The 19,406-nt window shown below is 58.3% G+C and carries 12 protein-coding genes; 2 read left to right on the top strand and 10 right to left on the bottom strand.

Annotated elements, in window-relative coordinates:
- Positions 1-11: 11 nt before the first annotated feature.
- Positions 12-1,088, bottom strand: a complete 1,077-nt coding sequence (locus tag JFV30_RS29860) for a nucleoid-associated protein (protein ID WP_201125850.1) — start codon at positions 1,086-1,088, stop codon at positions 12-14.
- A 1,654-nt stretch (positions 1,089-2,742) separates the two neighbouring features.
- Between JFV30_RS29860 and JFV30_RS29855 the strand changes: the two genes are divergently transcribed.
- On the top strand, positions 2,743-3,507 hold the full coding sequence (locus JFV30_RS29855; RefSeq protein WP_201125849.1) for a hypothetical protein: 765 nt from the start codon (positions 2,743-2,745) through the stop codon (positions 3,505-3,507).
- A 452-nt stretch (positions 3,508-3,959) separates the two neighbouring features.
- Positions 3,960-4,181: a hypothetical protein gene (locus JFV30_RS29850; RefSeq protein WP_201125848.1), complete on the top strand. Its 222-nt coding sequence runs from the start codon at positions 3,960-3,962 to the stop codon at positions 4,179-4,181.
- A 235-nt stretch (positions 4,182-4,416) separates the two neighbouring features.
- Here JFV30_RS29850 and JFV30_RS29845 read toward each other — a convergent pair whose 3' ends face one another.
- The 9 genes from JFV30_RS29845 to JFV30_RS29805 all read right to left on the bottom strand — a co-directional run bounded on the left by JFV30_RS29845 (position 4,417) and on the right by JFV30_RS29805 (position 19,383).
- On the bottom strand, positions 4,417-5,016 hold the full coding sequence (locus JFV30_RS29845; protein ID WP_201125847.1) for a hypothetical protein: 600 nt from the start codon (positions 5,014-5,016) through the stop codon (positions 4,417-4,419).
- Positions 5,013-5,573, bottom strand: a complete 561-nt coding sequence (locus tag JFV30_RS29840) for an RNA polymerase sigma factor (RefSeq protein ID WP_088423997.1) — start codon at positions 5,571-5,573, stop codon at positions 5,013-5,015. Before JFV30_RS29840 ends, JFV30_RS29845 begins: the two co-directional genes overlap by 4 nt.
- A gap of 26 nt (positions 5,574-5,599) precedes the next feature.
- On the bottom strand, positions 5,600-7,249 hold the full coding sequence (locus tag JFV30_RS29835; protein ID WP_201125846.1) for a vWA domain-containing protein: 1,650 nt from the start codon (positions 7,247-7,249) through the stop codon (positions 5,600-5,602).
- Positions 7,250-7,323: 74 nt separating this feature from the next.
- Complete coding sequence (locus JFV30_RS29830; protein WP_201125845.1) at positions 7,324-7,905, bottom strand: hypothetical protein; 582 nt, start codon at positions 7,903-7,905, stop codon at positions 7,324-7,326.
- A 102-nt stretch (positions 7,906-8,007) separates the two neighbouring features.
- Positions 8,008-8,643 (bottom strand): amidase, encoded by a 636-nt coding sequence (locus JFV30_RS29825; RefSeq protein ID WP_201125844.1) that lies wholly within the window; start codon positions 8,641-8,643, stop codon positions 8,008-8,010.
- Positions 8,644-8,713: 70 nt separating this feature from the next.
- The gene (locus JFV30_RS29820; protein WP_242487122.1) at positions 8,714-9,154 is read right to left on the bottom strand and encodes a hypothetical protein; all 441 of its coding nucleotides are present in this window, start codon (positions 9,152-9,154) and stop codon (positions 8,714-8,716) included.
- Positions 9,151-9,732 carry a hypothetical protein gene (locus JFV30_RS29815; RefSeq protein WP_201126254.1) on the bottom strand — a complete coding sequence of 194 codons (582 nt, stop codon included), beginning with the start codon at positions 9,730-9,732 and terminating at the stop codon, positions 9,151-9,153. Before JFV30_RS29815 ends, JFV30_RS29820 begins: the two co-directional genes overlap by 4 nt.
- 2 nt (positions 9,733-9,734) lie before the next feature.
- Positions 9,735-10,601, bottom strand: coding sequence for a hypothetical protein (locus JFV30_RS29810; RefSeq protein ID WP_201125843.1), 867 nt, complete (start codon positions 10,599-10,601; stop codon positions 9,735-9,737).
- Between the two features lie 31 nt (positions 10,602-10,632).
- Positions 10,633-19,383: a hemagglutinin repeat-containing protein gene (locus JFV30_RS29805; RefSeq protein ID WP_201125842.1), complete on the bottom strand. Its 8,751-nt coding sequence runs from the start codon at positions 19,381-19,383 to the stop codon at positions 10,633-10,635.
- Positions 19,384-19,406: the final 23 nt, after the last annotated feature.

The following is a 19,406-nucleotide window of genomic DNA, read 5'->3' as shown; positions in this document are numbered from 1 at the left end:
CCGCACAGCATTCAAGTTAGGCTCCAAGGCTTCTCGACAAATCCCCCCGAGCCGTTGGGGGAATCCAATACTAGTACTGATTGCCCCGTTGGAGTCCGCGAATACCATATTTTATCGGACAGATCCGGAATATCTTCGTCGTAGGCTACGCTCACTTTTTCAGAGACTTTTATGGTTTGTCGACGAAAAGGTACGGCCGCAGGGATCAAGGTAAATTGACCATCGAATTTTTTCTTTTCCGGAAGCGCTCGCAATTTCGCCACTAAGCTTGGAAGGACCTGCGTTAATGCATCGCTATGGGGAACGTAGTTGGAAAATGTATTTGTTACGAAATCGTCAAAATTAAGAGTTTCTGTTTTTTTGAACGCCGCAATTGTTGCATTTCGTAGGATCGTGTAATCGGCACGGGATACATCTTTAACTTTATCTAGAGCCCTAACAACCGATTTAACAGCAGTTTCTGTATTCAGCGCATCACTGCGTAGCTGTGTAAGCTCCAGCACATCCTTCCACCAATAAGTTGATGGTCGAGTGTGGGTATCGAAGACAAACACCTGGCCGGATGCCGCGCCAGTACTCAAACTAACTTTACAAGCCTTATAGATCTTATTTGATTCGCCGAGGCCTATCTTCTGTTTGAGATCAGTTTCGTCAATAAACCGCTGATGCTCAATCTTGACGCCAAGATATGAAAGACCACCACCATCTAGGTAAAGAAATTGTAGAAAGCTTCCTTTATTTAGAAGGCCTTGACCTGACTTGTCTAAATGGCCGTAGCGATCTTCAGTGTTAATCTCGATACGTAGCAAACGAGCCGCCATCGCTTCAGTCTCGGGTGAGGCGATCAAATCTCGACTGGCGACAAAGGCATTCAGAGAGGTCGCGAATTCTGTCGTAGGGCTGGCAAGCGCGTAAGAACGGCTCTGGGGACGTTCCTGGATTTCGAGCAATAATGCACTTAGGTATGATTCAAGATCGGCCTTATCGACAGGTATAGGAACTGATCTACAGGTTTGGGCTGAGATGTCAATATGATGTAAGCTTGTGCTTAGAATTTTCTCATCAATACCCAAAGCTATACCGTTCATATTCCTTCCTCCTGAAGGTTGAGAGAGCCAATTTACGGACTGATATTAACGTTTTCTTCTCCTCCAAGCGATTTCATTTTGCCATCTCTTGCATCCAGATCGCTCAATTCCGTGACGCCATATCGTTGGGGGAACCGATTCAGGATTACGAGACTGCGCGTGTTACATCAACTGAATTTGCTAAAGCATGTGTACGCGGGAAGCACGAACTGTATAACGCACATAATATCTATAAAAATCATATGCTTGCACAACGAGTTACACAAATTACACCTGTTACACGCTTTTTTGCGGGATCAATACTACCCCACTCCCCGTTATCTTGTTGCCCCACCAGCGACAGCGGTCGAGACGTCTTTTTCCTCGTCAAATCCATTGGGTCTCAATCACTCGGAGGTGTGGAGGCAGTTGTAGTTTTCACGCTTGAGTACAGCGGTCTACACCAATGTAGAACAGACAGCTAACCGTCTTCGTCATGAGCTAGCTAAACTGGTGAAGAACAAGCGGTTGGATAGAGCTGCGAGTGAGGTATGCGCACTGCAGGACAATCCCAAAGCTCTTTTGGACGCGGGCACCATTAGCTATTTAGAGCGGGCCTGGCCGGAATTTGACTTTTGCCGTCACCCGATCTTGAGTTCTAAGGTGCGGAGCCCCTGTGTGCTTTGTAGTCACACGGGTTAGGAAACCCACGTGATGGTGTCAGCGGAAAGGTGCCTAGCTTAGTGAACTGCTGTTAACCAGTGCACTTGCACTATGAGTCGGAACCTCGCTGAGGGCCGACATTTCTGTAAGAAACGGGGCAAAGAACCCACGCGATCCTGTTAGCGGCTGTATTTTTGAAGCTGGTTGAAAGGTGACGGAGTTGACTCGTTTAACGAGTACCGGACGTGAATTATCTAGGACACAAAAGGGCATCTTTACCAACCCGGTAACGATGCCCTTTTTTCTTCAAGATCCTTTCAATTTCAACGTTGAAATTTCAGTAAGCTGGTACGACTGCCGCTAACGCGATCCCGCGGGTTTCATGCCCCGTGTGAAGCTAAAGCTCTCAGGGTCCCCAGCGGGATTTCCTCTCATCGAAAGGCGGAGCCAGCGAAATTCGCTGGGTAGGCTCGAGCGCAAAGCGCCTGCCCACAACACCCGAATGCTGACTTTAGCGTTACACGCAGGGGCAGCGTTACATCGGGGGTACTCTATGTCGCTCAACTGTGTAACAGGCATGAAAGCCAATGAAACCGGGCGTTTGGTGAACGGCGTTACACCCGTAACACCGGTTACACCAGTTTTGGAGGGGGGCTGGATATGTGCTCTGATGCTGCCTTTCCAAATTGGCCCTACACCACATTGTTGGCATCTAGGGTGGGTAATTGCACTCCACCTGCCCCCCCATTTGCATTGCACTTGCCCACTCATTTGCTCGACTTGGCCAATCGTTCGCATCGGATTTGACCAGCACACTTGGTGGCCCTGATTGGCAGAAGTCGACCCATAGCGTCCCTTCGTGAAGGGCAGAAACCGGCCAAAATCGGACAGTGATGGAAAAATAAATCTGTCGCCTTTCGATCGTCTTTCTTGGCTGTGGGTTGTCAGCAGTGGCAATTGCGGGCAACGTTGTACCGCTCGGTTACCACGACTTTAAAAATAAGGATAGGTCATGAAACTCAAGGAATGGGCTCAACTCGAGGCCCTTTATAAAATCAGTCGTAAACAACCCAATAAACACATATTCAAACTCCACAATGCTCGCAAGTTATGGCCAATGTGGTCAGCTGTAGGGTCAACCGCATTGCTTTTTGTGTTCGCAATGTTCGGCATCAAGATCCCTACGCTAATTCCTTACACCTACATGGCACTGGCTCCTTGGGCTCTTGTGCTCTATGTCACGCGCCTTAAGGCATTGCGCATGGTTTACCCGCAGCAATTTGCAGATCACGCGATTGACCAGCAGCCGAGCCTGGAACGGGAAAACACCCTTTGTTATGCCTTCTTTCTGGAGGGATTGCGCAAGGAGGGCTACACGGTAGAGAAACTACGCGAGTTGTCAGCTTATGCGGGCCTGACCGGAAAACCCGCCAGGCCTGCTCTATCCCAGAACCTAAGTTTCGCCTCTCTGATCGCCCTGATGATCGCGTTGTGCACGGAAATTATTAAAGCCACGCCTTTGTTCACATGGGGCAAGGGCTCGGTGATCGTGGTGCTAGGTATGGGCGCACTGTTCTTGAACTGGCTGGTACTGGACGGTATTCGCAGCGTTTCCTATGAGCGGATGTGCATAAAACGCTATGTCGAAATGGCCGTTTTCGACTTGGGTGAACTTCTTGAGAAGACCGACGAGGTAACTGTGGAGCAGCAGCTACCTGTGGTGTTGAGAATCGCAGAACGAGACAGTAGCGTCAGCCCTGTCGCTGATTTGTCCTAGCTTTTTGGCTGCGAGGTAGATGCAGACCTTTCAAGGTATTTAGGTAGAACAGGCAATAAGTAACCTGTGGCGAGCGGGCTTGTCCCGCGTTGGGTTGCGAAGCAGCCCAAAACCAGCAGTCGAAGAGTGCCTGAGTCACCGCATTCTTTCTTTTGGGGTCGCTTCGCAACCCAACGAAAAGGGGACCCGAAAAAGGGACAGATTTATTTACCGCTCCTCAGTCCGCTTCTGGCCGTTTTTTGCCGATCAAGGCCAACCAAAGCGCTGGTCAAATCCGATGCAAACGACTGGTCAAGTCGAATGCAAATGGGTGGTCAAGTCCATGCAACTTCGCATCTAGGGAATCAAGATGACCAGCGTGATTTCCGATCACCAGGTGGTGTGGACAGCTGATGTGCAATGCGACTGGCTCGAGGTAGATTGACTACCTGACAATACGGCGGGAGAACATCATGGAAGACACCCCTTTGCTTGCGTCATTACTCAAGCGCATGAATGAAAACCAACTGGCCCTGGGGGCAGCTATCGAGGAGCTGTCAAACAGGGTTGAGCAAAGAGGATCTGCAGAAGTGGCACAGAACATTCGAGGGGCACTGGATACCCTGGATGGAAATGCAGGATTTATCACCCTTGCGCTTGCCTCACTTGCGGCAGAAGGTCGAACGAAGAAGTAACTAATCAGCTGGATGGCAACACATCAGCAACCATTTGGTGTTGCTTTACCTAACTCAAAAAAGTGGCCAGAAGGAAGCACCGTGTATGCCCACGTGTATGCCTAACCGAAGAACCACCAAATATACCCAATGAATACGGGCTTTTTACTGTCCGGTTCAAACGACGCCGGGGCACCAGATACAGACGAAAAAGCCCCAGGTCGAAAGACCTGGGGCTTTTTTTGTGGGCGCCGATTCAGGGTTTCTGCAACGCCTCCAACCGCGCCGGCAAATCCTCCTTGGGAAAGCGCTTATGCAACTCCAGCAGTTTCTCATCCGCCGCCTTGGCCTCTCCCGCCTGCCGCAACCGCAGGATTTCCTGCAGCCCTTGCTCCAGCGGCGGCAGCACAACAGCCGCGCGTTTGCTCATCTTCGCCACCGACTCATCCGCCAGCACACCGGCGACTTCGGCCTGCACCTGCGGCGCACTGTCGGCCTGCGGAGCCACTGAGAATCGAGCCATCGGCGCCGCTGCCGGGGCCGGACGGGCCAGCTCTTGCGGGGCGGCCGCGTAAGTCCCTGTGGATAACTCCGGCGGCGGCACCGGCGAACGCATCACCACACCAATCATCAGTGCCACACCGGCCACGGTGGCAAACGCCATCTGCCAGCGCGGCCGTTGGCAGGCCTGTAACCAGCGCTGCCAAAGATTGGGCTGGCGCACCGGGGCTTCGCGGTGGGCGGTGGCCAGGATGAAGACGTCCAGGGAAGCCGGCGGCTCGCCGCGGGTGTGTTGACGGAAATGCTCGATCAGCACGTCGTCGTTTGAATCCGGGGTCTGTCGGGAGTCAGTCATGCGGGTACCTCCTCGGCCAGCAGTCGGCGCAGTTTCTGCTGGGCGTAACGCAAGCGGCTTTTTACCGTTTCCAGTGGGGCGCCGGTGAGCGCGGCAATTTGTGGCACTTCCAGGTCGCCGTGCAGGCGCAGCAGGAACACTTCGCGCTGGTCTTCGGGCAAGCCTTGCAGTGCGGTGTCCAGGCGGGCCTGATCGCGGCTCAGGCTCAGCAGTTGCTCGGGCCCGGCGCTGTCGTCGGGCTGGCCGTGCAGCTGTTCATCGTAGCTGTCGTGCAGCGGGTTGTGGATGCCGTGCTTGCGCCAGTGGTCGATCAGGCGGTTGCGGGCAATCTGGAACAGCCAGGTACGAAAACTCGCCCGGCCCTGTGGCTCGCTGGTGCTGCGGATCAGGCTGAGCCAGGTGTCCTGGAACACTTCCTCGGCCAGCTCGGCCTTGTTGCTCAAGGACACGAGGAAACGGTAAAGGCCCTGTCGATGCCGCGCATACAGGGCCTCGAACGCCGCACCATCGCCGCTGCGGTAGCGGGACAGCAGGGCTTCGTCGCTGGGTGAATCCATCAGGTGGCGCACTCCTTTGAGGTGGATCAGTGTTTGGCCGGGGCCTGGAGGCTCTGGGCCAATTCAACCAGTTGCACAAACTCGCCGCGCAACCCGAAGGGGTCGTCACCCCGGGCGGAGCGGGCCAGTGCGGCCGTGTCCTTGAAGCTCATGCTGCCAGTGTAGCGGCCATCACCCTTGAGTTGCTGGGCGAAGGCGGCCACGGCGGCAGAGAAGCGCAGGTCGTCGCTGGGTTTGGCGTTCTGCTCGTTGCTGATCGGGTGTTCGATCAGTCGGCTACTGCCACCTTCAGCCGGCTTGTAGCGTACTCGCAGCATGGCCAATTCGGAGGTTTTACCGTCAGCGTTGGGTGGCGATGCGTAGCGCAGTGGCTCCAGCCAGCCCTGTGCGCCCTTCGGGACAATTTCATACAACGCGGTCACCGTGTGCCCTGCACCGATCTCTCCGGCATCGACCTTGTCGTTGTTGAAATCCTCTCGCTTCAAGGCACGGTTTTCATAGCCCAGCAGTCGGTATTCACTGACCTGCGCCGGGTTGAATTCCACTTGCAGTTTCACATCCCGGGCCACCACCGCGAGGGTCGAGCTGAGTTGTTCCACCAGCACCTTGCGGGCTTCGCGCAGGTTGTCGATGTAGGCGTAGTTACCGTCACCGGCGTCGGCCAGTTGTTCCATCAGGTGTTCGTTGTAGTTATCCACACCAAAGCCGAGGGTGGTCAGGGACACGCCGCTTTTGCGCTGGTCCACGGCCACTTGCTTGAGGCTGTCGAAGTCACGGACACCCACATTGAAGTCGCCGTCGGTGGCGAGCAGGATGCGGTTGATGCCTTTGTCGATAAACCCTTCGCGGGCCATTTGGTAGGCCATTTCGATACCCGAGGCGCCTGCGGTGGAGCCGCCGGCGGTCAACTGGTCGATGGCGTTGCGGATCGTGGTTTTGTCCCGACCCGACGTAGGCTTGAGCACCACGCGCGATTCACCGGCGTAGACCACCAGCGACACGCGGTCCTGGTCACGCAGTTGGTCCACCAGCAATTTCAGGGTGCTCTTGACCAGCGGCAGGCCTTCGCGCCGGTTCATCGAGCCGGACACGTCCACCAGGAACACCAGGTTGGCCGGTGCCAGGTCCGCCACGGCGCGGTCCGAGGCCTTGATGCCGATGCGCAGCAATCGGGTGTGGGGGTTCCACGGGGACGGTGCCACTTCGGTGGTCACGCCAAAGGGCGTGCCGTCGGTGGGCAGCGCGTAGTCGTAGGGGAAGTAATTGACCATCTCCTCCAGTCGCACGGCACCTTCGGGCGGCAGACTGCCTTGATTGAGGAAACGTCGCACGTTGGCATAGCTGCCGGTATCGACGTCGACGCTGAAGGTGGAGACCGGCGTTTCGGCAACGCTGCGGATCGGGTTGTCCGGGAGGTTCTGATATTGCTCCCGGTACTCCATGGCGGCCGAGTCACGCATCACAAACTGCGACGCCATCGGTGCCGGCGCAACCATCCGCTTGACCATGGCACCCTCAGCGCGGACGGGTTCGCTTTGCAGCTTCGCAACGGGTGCAGATTCAGCCGGCTTGGCCACATCACGGGATGAAGAAAGCCCACACCCGGCAAGCGCCACCAGCAGGGTCACGGTGAAGCCTTGGGCGGCAGGGCGCAACAGCAGAAGAGGACGGGACATGGGCTGAACCTCGTGAATGAATGATCCGTTCACAAGGTCAGACGCAAGGGACTGGCGATTCGGGTTAACGCACTTTAGCGCGAAGGAATATCGCGCAAGTCATCGACGATAAAGCGGCTCAGCACGCCCGTATAAAACGGCTCGACGCTGGAGTTGCCGGTATTGCTGACGATCCCGCCGATCGTCTTGTATTGCTGCCATTGACCAAACAAGCCCGCGGGAACCAGGCCGTCACGGTCCTTGGCAAAGTGCAATACCTCACCACCGGCCTTCTTGACCTTGACCAGGTAGTTGAAATCCACACTGGTCAGGACCGTGTTGTCGTCAACGAGCACGGTAGCGATCCCGCCCCTCGAATCCTGGAAATGACGGGCATAGACGACCTTCACATCCAACAGATAGTCAGCGCTTTCCTTACTGGTGGCGTAGCGCTTGGCCTTGAGCAGGCGGTTGACCAGGTCGACGCCCAGTTGCTCGCGGACTTTTTCATCCGGCAGGAAGCGCTCGTTCTTGCCCACTACGTCAACGTCGAAGGTGTCGAGCCAATAGGTGGCGGTCTTGGGGATCTGAACCGGAGCGGGGGAAATGTAGTAAGCCGGCTTGGAGGCGCAGCCCGCCAGAACGGTGAGGGCCAGGAGTAAAGCAAAAGCGCGCATGTCTGAGTTCTTCCCTGAGTGATGTCATATTGCCATTTTCGCAGCATTTTACGGGGTTTAGAGCGGTACTCAAGTTGTTTTGCTACACGTCACGCTGCGTCTCTAACGGCTTGGGCAGGGCTGGCTTGAGGGCTGCGTCGAGGCCAGCGGGATCGGTATCGAGTGACCTGAAGCGTGCAGCTCATACACCAGGAAGGGACATCTGCGCTGCACACTGCCGTCCTCGGCCGTGCGGTACAGCATGCCGGTATACGCCTCGTAGCTCTTGCCCTTTTCAAAGGTGTAGACCTGCGATACAGCCGGGCACTTGAAGTAGCGTCGACCGTCGATACCGATGGTCATCTCCTCGCTTACCAACAAAAACGGCGTACCGGCCGGTACCGGGTATTCGGCGACGATCTCGGTGTATGCGCCTTCGGCCATGCTGATCACACCCAGGTATTGAGGCAAGGTCGGCATCGTGCGTGCAGGCATGCTTATCTGGCGCGGCACCTGAGGTGATTGCGGGTAGTTGATGGCCGGCTCGCCGTCACTGCTGAAGCGTCCCGCTTTGGCCAGGCCTTGCTCATTGCCCACACAACCGACATAGCTGCCACCACGCACCTCGCCGTTGGTGATCACCCGCAGCTTGGCGGTGTCGGTGCCCGGCGCCGGCTCCACGTAGGGAACCCAAGGCTGCCGGTTGCAGGCGGTGAGCAGCAGGAGGGTGCCGAACAAGGCGAGTTTCTTCAGGTCCATTGAACAGTTTCCGTGGTGTTGAATGCTTGTGCGGGGGCGCGACTTTACTACCCCGTTCGATTGAATGTATTTACCTCGTGCCCGATTCGCGCAGGCGCTGCGCTTCACAAATCTCTTCCCAACCCTTTTGAATGCGGCCGGTGTACTTGCCACACGAGGCACCTTCCAGCTGTGCGTCGATAAAGTCGCGCTCGGGATCAACCCAAATAATGCCGACAAGAAAAGCGGCGCCCGTCGCAAGGATGAGCACCGCCATTAAGCGAGTCGCCGTGAAGCGCAAGATTGCCCTGGATGACCGGGATTGCTCGAATACATAAGCGATCACCAGCCCGATGCAGCTCCACACAAACCCGCCGATCACAATCCCGAAGGGCACTGAGTCAAGATAACCCAAGTACCCCACCATGAAGGCGGTCGCAAAGCCGAACATCACTAACAGGCAAACCCACTTCAACATCAGCCAGCCGGCCTTGAACGTCCTGGCAATCCGCCCATCGTATCGGCCGATCATGCTGGATCTGCAGTCGTCACCGGAATACGTTCGCTGGGCGTAGTCACGTCATACACATGCTGCTCGCACCCCGCGCCGATAATCACGAACTCCACCAGGTAAACCTTTTGCTTTTCCGGCTTGAAGGTCGAACTCTTGGGGCCGCAGGCATAGACGATTTTTTCGGCGTAGCGATAGTAGTTGGAGTCGTAGACCCGTGACTCTCCGATCACTTCAAAAGCCTGCCCCGGGTCAGCCTGGACTTCCAGCTGAGGGAAACGTTTGACCGCAGCGCTATTGGCGACCTCGTTCATTTTGGCGATCCAGCCGAACACCTTGCCGCGACCGGAATCCACTACCGTCCCGAGGATTTCCGGGCGTTGGTCCACATCGGCACTGCGGCGTACGGAGAACTGCACCGGGTAGGTGAAACCGGTGGCCTTCATGATGACTTTGGCGTGCTCGGGATCTACCTCGACCTTATTCTGCTGCAACTGGACGCCGTCCTTGAGCAAGCTCGGGGACGAGTCACGCGCATTGGAATGGCACCCGGCGATAGCTACGGCAAGGATCAACAGCGGGACTTTGACTCTGTTCATGTTCAACCGAAAAAACTCCTGTAAGCGGTTTCAACCCTGACGACCACCTCGTCAGGTGAGAAATCCAAGTGGTTCAATACTGACGTTCCCATTGAAAACAGCGGGTTTGTCACAGTAGGTGATGACAGCCCAAGCTGTTGGCGCACTCGGTAAATCGCGCCGACTTCCACCAACAACACATCAAACGGCGGGCTTTTGAATTCGGGTTTCCAGGCGCCGCCATTGTCCTCGGCATTAGCCAAGTGATACCGACCAAGCTCCTCCAGCACCACCGCCAACTGCTGCTCGTCAGCCCAGTTGTCGATCACCGACTGATAAACCCCCAGGTTCATCGAACCGATCTGCGCGACGGCTTCCTCCTGCGAATAAACGGAGTAAAGCCACAACATGAACGGCTCGAAGTGGCGCCCTTTCAAAAAGCGCGCATCAACGGCGCCCGGCACAGACAGCATCCCGGCCAACACATCGGCCGTCGATGACGCCAGGTCACGCCGGTCCGCCGCCATGAAGGCCGCGAGCAAACACGCGGCATGGCTCAGATGATTGCTCAGGTCAGGCACCGTCTTGATGCCTTGGAGAAAACGCGTGTTGGAGAAGGACTTGGCTCTCAACATCAGTGCCCAGTAGCGGTACATCATCGAACGGGCGACGTCCTTCCAGCCGGTTTCGTCGCCGTCGAAAATGGCCACTTCGCCTCGAATGCCGTAATGGACCGCAAGCATCCCCAGGGAGTCCGAAACGTTGTCAAATCCCAGCAACGAGTCACTGGCCAGGTCCTCGTCCAGGAACTCAAGCTCTTGAGCAACCATGACAGGCGAGCGGGTCAGCCAATGCCGATGTTTTTCAAGAATGCTGTTTACTTTTTTCAATCTCGTTTTCCTCTTGAATCCCAGCCAATCATTACCGCGCCCAAGGCGACACGCGTAAGACTTGCCCCTTTAAATCGACACCGATCAAGTTGCCACTGACACTTTCAGGCGATTTCCTGAACTCCCTGAGCATCAGACGAGCGCGTTGCTGATCCAGAATATCAATGTTCTTGTAACGCCCTTCGCCGGCAGCGGCCTGTCCCAGCACATCCTCGATGAACATCGTCATATTTTGCTGACGGTCGGAAAGATCGCCAATATTGCCTGTGCGCGAGGTTTTCACTTCGGTAAATGCAAGACGACCGTCCGGTGTACGGCTCACGATATCAATACCGTTGCCACTGCTGTTCTGCACGGAAAAGATGTCGGTATGCTTATTGTCACGCAGGAAAGTTTTGGAAATGTCCTCGCCCAAGTCACCCACCTGCAAGTTGCTCAGCGCTGTCAGGTCCTTGCCCCGGGATGCAGCAAACAGGTCCAATGCACCTGTCGGACTACTTGGCAACAAGCTGCTGAAGTCCCAGGTTTTTTCTACGACTTTCCCGTTGAACGTGGTCGCGGCAGGTGGGTAATCGCCGGGCAGTTTGCCGCTGAAAATACCTTCCGTGCTGGTCCAGGCGGGTACGCTGGCGGCACCTTCTTTTGCGACAACAACGGCTTCGGCTTCCAGGCCACCCAAGGCTTTTCGGGCGGCCATCCGTTCCAGAAGCGCCTCAACCACGGTCTTCGCAACTTTTGCACCTGGCATCAGCAGCGCCGCGGCATCCAGTTCCGGCGAGACGTTCAAAAGCCCTTTCCCGGCAACATGGGACAACCGCTCAGCCGCTGATTCTACCGTGGGCTGATAGCTCGACAACTGGGAAATCTCATTCGAATGCTCGGCTGTCTGCTGCTGACCGTACTGGCGCCATTGCGAATAAACCGCTCCGGGGCCATACACGCCGGCTGCGTTGAACAGCGTTAAATCATTGAATTGTTTTTCGGTAGCGCCGAATGCATAGACCTTATCGCCATTCGCGACAATCTGGCTTCCGTTGCTCCACGTCAGCGGGATTTTCTGTGCGGCCAGTTCAGCAACGATGCTTTTAGCGAGACTCAAGTCCTCGGCAAAATGCTGAGACTGCGGGTCATTGCCTGAAGACTGCAGGACCAATTTGTTCAATCGCACTTCGTCAGCCGCATCAACGGCGCCACCGGCTGCGATCATCAACAAATCTATCCAACGTGTACTGGACTCCGGTTTGCCCCGGGTCTTCTCCAGCTCCTCGGCTTTTTTCTCCAAGACCGGGATTTCTTGCTGCAAATGCAGTTGGCGGTTAAATGCCTCAACCCCATTGGCCGTGCCACCGGCAACCACCGCGCCCGTTATCCCGTTGCCCGACCCTACCGCGCTCCCGACACCGGCCGCAATCAGCGAAGCAACCGCATTCTGATCCGCTTCCGTCATCCCGCTGCCCTTGAGGGCGTTGGCAATGGAAGGCATCACGGCGGCAGAAGCACCGGCACCCAATGCCCCACTCTGCGCACTGCCACTGGACAAGCCTATCGCCGCCCCCGCCAACGCATGCAACAGGATCCGTGCGGCACCACCCTCTGCCCACGCAGCTTTAGTCGCGCTATCAATGCCTTCGCGATTTTTCTGAGCGTCGGCAAACGACCCGATTTTATTGAAAATGTCACTGGATGTCGTATTGGCAACAATCCCGACCGCCGTGCCGCCGGTTGCGCCACCCAGACCTGCCGCAATCAGGCCCGAGGCAATGTCCGCCATCAGTTTCTTGTCACCACCGACCTTCCAGCGCTGAGCTTCGGCATAGGCGGTGCTTGCCGCGAGAAGTGTCTCGCCAGCCTCCGGTGAGCCCGCAGCTGCCTGTGCTTTCGCCTGGTCGCCGAGCTTCTTGGCCTCATCCGACTTGGCCTTCGCTACCGTGCTGATAACGCCACTGGCCAACTGGGCCGAGCCCTGAATCAGGTCGATACGTTCCTGCATGGCCTTTTCGTCTGGCCGGTCCAGGCGCTGGTTAGCGTTGGCCGTGTCGCGATTGAGCCCCACCAGGTCGTTGGCGCCCTCAGGGTTACGCACGATGATCGTGCCATCGCTGACCGCACTGCGCGTGTGACTGCGATCGTCCTCCTTGAGCGCCACCGGAATGCTGCCGCCTAATGAGGTACCGCCACCGCTGCTGAACGACACACCGATGCCGGCCGACTGGCTCTGGATCTCACTGGTGTTCTTGATGTCGCTGACCACCAAACGATCGGTGTTGAGACGGTTTTTGTCGGCCGACGCGTCGCTGGCAATCACGGCGCCCTGCAAGTTCGTGGTCTTGCCGACATTGATGTCGTAGCCTCCCGCGCCGGCAAACAACCCGCTCTGGTCGGTCACGGCCTGATAGTCGCTGTTCATCTTGGCGGCGGCAATATTGGCCGAGCCCGCGACGGTGGAGCCATAGCAGAACGGCGGAATACAGATACTGGCGCCGAACCCGGCACTGCTCTGCTTGCTCTTCGACGACTCAGTGTCCTGACGGGAAACAATATTCAGGTCACGGCCAATCGAGGCCTTGATGGTGTCTGCCCGCACCTGCGCCCCGGCGAGGGTGGCGTCGCGGCCGGTTTGCAACAACAGCGAGCCGGTGTCCAGTGTCGTGTTGACCTGAGTGACAGAGTTGCCGTTACCCATGTTTTTGGCGCCCTGTGCGCCCAGATCAAGGGTGAAGCCGTTCTGCTCGCCGATGTTGAAGCTGGCGCCAATCGCCGTTCGGTTGTTCGAGCCGTCATTCTTGCGGTCGACGGTGTCTTGCGCGCTTTGCAACAGCACGTCATTTTTTGCCAGCAACGAGGTGCTGCCAGCCTTCATGCTGCTACCGGTGATCTGGATATCACCCAGCGTATCTGCCGCCTCGCCCGTGGCAACAATCGCCAGTTCCTGCCCGGCATTCAGGGTGCTTTGCCTGGCTGTCTGGCTGTTGTACTCGCTGCTGCTTTTACTGCGATTGTTGGCCAGTTCGGTGCCGATCTTGATCAGCGAGCCGTTGCTCGGGCTACCGCCTTGTTTGTCTTTGAAGCCGGTACTCTGGCCGTTGGCGTCCGAGGCCTGGCCACCCATGTTGTAAAACGCCAGGGCAGCCTGGGCTATTTTCACCGCTTTGAGGCGTGGGTCATCGGCATTTTTGGCGGCCTTGGACGCGTCGCGAATAGTGCGGGCCGAGTCGGCGATAGCCCCGCCTATCACCCGGCCCACCGCCAGGCTTCTGGCGCTGTCTTCGCTGGTTTGCCTGGCGGTTTCGGTACCGGCGGTAATGCTCACGTTAGAGCCGGTGAGCGCCATGTTTTGGGTACTCACCAAATCACTGGCCACCACGCTCAACTCACGCCCGGCGGTCAACGTCACGTTGCCGGCGCTGGAGCCCACGGTGCTGCCGGTCAGGGTGGTTTCATTCGCCGTGCCGTTGTGTTTCTGGCTGTTGATATACAGGTGCTGGTTGCCGGTCAGGTCGTCCAGGCCCAGCTTGTTGCCGGTCAAGACACCGGTCAGGTCGCGATTTTTTTCCTTGTGCATGTCGGTGCGCGAGAAAGTGTTCTGCGCCGCATCGATGGTCAGGTCACGCCCGGCTTGCACCACCAGGTCGCCCGTACTGACCAGAGCCGAGCCGGTGACCTGAGCATCACGCTTGGCCGTCACCGTCACGGTGTCGCCAGAGACCATACTGCCCACTGCGGTGGTACGATTTTCGTCGACCTTGTCCTGAACCTTGCTCGACTTGAGGCCACCCCAGCTGCTTTTGCTTTCCTTGCGCTCATGGCGGGCGCTGTCGGAATCGCTGACAGCGAGAATGCTCACATCCTGCCCCGCCGCCAATCGTGCGGCACCCTTTTCTGCCGTGATGGCACTGCCGGCCAGCAACAGGTTTTCACCGGCCACCAGAGTGCTGTTGCCGCCCGCGCTGACCAGACTGCCGACATTGTTAACGGTGCCTGTTTCATCAAGACGAAATTTCTTGCCCTGGGACGTCTTCTTGGTCTTGCTGAAGAAGCTGTAGTCCTGATCCTGCGCGGTTTGCAGCGTGAGGTTTTTTCCAGCGACCAGGTAGGCCTCATTTGCGGCATTCACCTGGCTGCCCACCAGTTGCAGATCCTGCCCCGCACTCAAGGTCGCATCCCCCCCGGCCTTCAGTACGGTGGAGACCTGGCTCACATGGTCTTCAACGCTCTTGACCTTCTTGGAGTTGAACGCCGAATGCTGCTCATTGGCAGCCGCCACCAGGTTCAGATTGCCCGTAGCGCCCACCCCGATATCGCGCTTGGCCTCGATCTGGCTGCCAGCCGCGCTGACGTCACGCCCGGCGACCACATGGAAGTCGCGCCCGGCATCCACCACAGAGCCCTGCTGGGTGATGGTCTCAACGTGTGAGGTGTTGCCGATGGCGCCATTGCTCAGCGTCTGCGCGGAGACCAGGTTGACGTCGCGAACCGCCTGAACCGTCGTATCGCCACCGCTTTTCAGCGCCCCGCCGACGTTATTGATATCACCACCGGCGTTCAGCAACAGGCTACCGGCGGACTCGATCCGCGCCGCGCTGTCGATGAAATCAGTGCGCTCCACACGGTAATCACTGGCGCTCTCATGCGTGGTGACACTGCGTGCATTCAGCAAATCGCCGCCCGCCGACAGTTCGACATCACGCCCGGCAATAATGCCGCCGGCACGGTTGCTCAGGTTGTTGCTGGTGAGCAAATCAAGGCGGTTACCGGCTTCCATCAGGCCGCTGTTGCTCAGGTTGCCAGCGCTGGCCAGCAGGTTGTTGGTGGCGCGCAGGGTGCCGACGTTGTTCAGGTCCGCGCCGGCCATCAAGTTCAGGTCACTGCCTGAAATCAACGCACCGTTGGGTGCCAGGCGGTTGCTGGCCTGGGCCAGGTACAGCACCGGCACCAGGACTTTTTCGCCGGCGACGGTGGCGTTTTCCAGCCAGACAATATCGTGGGTCAGCGCCGCCACTTGCTCGGCGGTGAGGCTCACGCCCACGGCGAGGTTGAGGGCTTGCTTGCTGCTGACGGCGCTGTCCATCAGGTACTTGAATACGCCGGCATCGCTGGTCTGGCCGTCGATGAAACGCTGGCCGGTGCGGGCGATCACAGCTTGCTGGATCAACCGCTGTTCGTAGAACCCGTCACCCAGGCGACGCTGGGCGGTATCCGGGTCGTAGCCCAGTTTGGACAGCATGTAATCCGAGCTCATGAACTGACGCATATCGGTGAGCAGCGGATTAGTCTCGATCAGGTACTTCTGCGGGTTGGTCGCGAATTGGCTGTTGGGCAGCCCCTTCACGCCGCTGCCGTCGTTGAGGTGAAACAGGCCGTTCTGCCCGGTAGGCAAATCGAAGCCCGGCAGGCCGAGGGGGTTGACCTGTTGCTGGGCGATGTCCGGCGGCAGTTGCGGGTTGAGAGAGACCTGGGTGGAGTAGCCTGGCACGTGGGTATTCGCGCCGCTGCCAACGTAGGTGTAGCCGCCACGGACTACGTTGTTGTCGATACCGGCCTGGGCCTTGATGTCCACGACGCCGCCCGCCTGGATCACGGCCGAATAGCGTTGGTCCGAGGGCGCCAGTTCGGTGGTTTTGACGGGCACCCATTCTTTTTCCATGGTGCCGATGAAGGCCGCCATGGCCGCTTCAAGCCCACCCAGGTCTTTCGGGTTGTACTTGGCGCCGCCTTGCGAATAGCGCTCGGTGAATTCGGCGGCAGGCCGGCTCCAGATTCCCTGGTTGCGATCACGCTCGGAGGCGAATATCCGCTCACTCAACGTGTCATGGGTCACGACGCCGACGTTGGTCAATTGGGTGACACGGGCGGTCAGGTTGCCGCCGGCAGCGATGCTACTGCTGCTGTTGAGCAACTCCCCGCCGGTCAGCAGCATGGAGCCGCCGGAAGTGATGCTCGACGCCGCACTGGCGCCGGTGACGATCAAGCGTTCGCGCTGGGAGATGAGGAACGGCCAGTTTTCCTTGCCGCCATCACAGTCACCACCGGTCACGTTGAAGATGCACGCAGTCGGTGTGATCGAAGCGCTGTAGATCCCCGACTCAGTGGTCAGCAGCGTACGGATATTCTGGATCGTGCTGGCCGCCAGGCTCAGGGCCCCGTCGCTCTGGACCGTGGCGGAGCTGTTGATGATGCTGCTGGCGAGGCCACCCTGGCCGTCACGGTCGATGCGCAAATCGCCCATCGAATAGACCGTCGCATCGAGGTTTTTCAGGGTGTTGACCTGCAGGCCCATGTTGGCGCCGCTGAAGATCAAGCCGTGGTCGTTGACCAGGTTGTCAACGACCAGGTCGACGCTGCCGGGGCTGGCGAGGGTGCCCTGGACCAGCCAGTCCTGCCCTTTGCCGACCAAGGACGACGTGCCCAGCAATCGGCCGGTGGACGTTTGAGTCAGGTTGCCGACATTCACCGTCAGGCGCCCGGCCTGGATTACGCTGCTGTTGGTCCAGGCCGCCTTGTCGAGGGTCAGGTCGCCATGGGTGACAAAGCTGCCGCCGACGTTGTCAAGATTGAGACCGGCGATGTCGAACACGCCATTGCCCACGTGCAGCACGCTGCCGCCCTGGTTCTGGAAGCTGCCGGCGCCCAGGGTCAGGTTGGTGTTGGCGGCCTCCAGGGTGCCGCCGTGGTTGTCCAGCAGGCCGCCGATGGCGAAGCGGGTTTTGCCGGTAGTGCCCAGGGCTCGCAGTTGGCCACTATTGCTCACACTGGCCGTGGCGACATCGAGGATCGTCGCACTCTCGATCAGGCCACGGTTGTTGAGGGCGCCGCTGAGGCTGAGGTCAATCTGCTCACCGGCAATCTGCCCGCCGTTATCCACATTCCCACCGTTCAGGCGGATGCGATTACGGGCGAACAGGTTGCCGTCGCCGTTATTGAAATCCTGCGCGGTGATCACCGCGTCGCCGGCTTTTGCGGCAATCCGCCCGCCGCCGTTTTCCAGGGTGCCGGCGGTGATCGTCAGGCCGGCATTTTCACTGTGGACCAGGCCACCGCCGCTGTTTTGCAGCAGGCCTGTGGCGTTGATGTTCAATACATCGTTGCCGGCCACAGTGCCTTGATTGCGGTTATCAAGGCTGTTGGCGAACAGCGTCAGCAAGGTCTGGCTGGTGAGCTTGCCGCCCTGGTTATCGAGGTGACCGGCACGCTGGATCAGCACCGGCCCGGCGCTGGCGAGCTTGCCGCTGCGGTTGATCAGGTCGCCGAGCAGATCGACGGTCAACGCACCGGTGCTGGTCAAATTACCGGCGCTGTTGTCCAGGGTCTTGCCGTGCAGGTCGAGCACCGCGCCACTGTCGATGGAGCCGTCCTGGCTGTTGTCCAGCAACTCGCTGACGTTTAGGGTTTGCGCGCCGGTGCTGGAGATCACGCCCTTGTGACGGTTATCAAGGTGGGTGCTGGTGATGTCCAGGGTATTACCGCTGAGCACGCGACCGTTGTTCTGGTTGTCGAGGGTACCCGCGGTGACTTTCAGCGCTTGCCGGGCGCTCAGCCCGCCACCCTGGTTGTTCAGGGTTTGCGTAGCCTTGGCGGTGACATTGCGGCTGGCGATCACGTTGCCGGTGTTGGTGATGTTCTGGCTCTCGAGGCTGACATCACCGGTTTTGTTGCGGGTGTTATCGTCGTTGACGCCGGCTTCGATGATGCCGTTGTTGGTCAATTGGCCGTTGCTGGCCAGGGTGACGGTATCCCGCGCAGCGAGGGACTTGCGACTCTTCAGTTCACCCGTGGTGTTCACCTTGAGGGTAGTACCGGCATACACCGGACCCTGGGCATCGAGGCTCGCCGCCTTGACGTCTACTGCACCGCTGGCAGCGGCCTGGGCCATGCTCAAATGGCCATTGGCATCGAGCTGGATATCGCCGCCGCTGGCCGCCAGCGTGCCGTCGAGCTTCACGCCCACACCGGCTTCGGTGCCCACCAGTTTGATCGCACCGGCGTACATGCCGCCCAACGCCGAAGAGTCGATCGCCAATTCCGGCTTGGCGCTGCCATCGTCGGCACGCGCGGTGGCTTTCAGGGTTTGGGCATCGACGTCGTTGCGACCGGCGATCACCGTCAGTTGTCGCGCATTGATCTGCGCGTTGATCTTCGCTGAACGGGTGATAATTTCGAAGCGGTCGACATTGCTCGCATTCAAACCCTTGCCGTCGATGGTCACGGCGCCGCCATCCACCTGGTAACGGTCCACACGGCCGTTATTGATGATCGGTTTGCCGGTGGTCAGGGTAACGTTGGGGGTGTTGATAAAACCGCAACCGCTGCAACTGATGCCGTAGGGGTTGGCGACGATGACCTTGGCCGACTGACCCGCCACTTCGGTGTAGCCGCGCAGCTGGCTGGGGCTGCCACCGTTGACTTCGTTGAGGATGACATTGGCCGCGCCGCCCCGCAGGTTCGGGTTGCCGACAATGATGCCGCCCAGTTGGGTGCTCTGCAGCGCGCTGTTGGCGTTGTTGAGGATCACGCCGTTGGGGCCGACGTTATAGTCCTTGAATTGGTTGTGGGACAAGCCACTGCCGTTGGGCGTGGCGATGTTCACCACAGGCACGCCATTGCCCGCCTGGCCCACCGTGGTGCCCGGCCCGCTGACCACGATGCCATCGGCATTGGCCAGCAGCGGCTGCCAGAACAGCAGGTTGGCCAGGATCAGCACCAGCCCGCGCTTGGGCAAGCCGAGAAACGAGTCTTGCGCCTTCATGGCAGAGGAAGGCTGGCGGGCATATTGGCGAACATCCATTTCAAACTCTCGATGCAACTAGG

It is taken from the genome of Pseudomonas sp. TH32 (assembly GCF_016650855.1).
In the GTDB taxonomy this organism is placed as follows: Bacteria; Pseudomonadota; Gammaproteobacteria; order Pseudomonadales; family Pseudomonadaceae; genus Aquipseudomonas.
The sequence above is the reverse complement of the archived record's forward strand: the minus strand, read 5'-3'. Positions and strand labels throughout refer to the sequence as shown.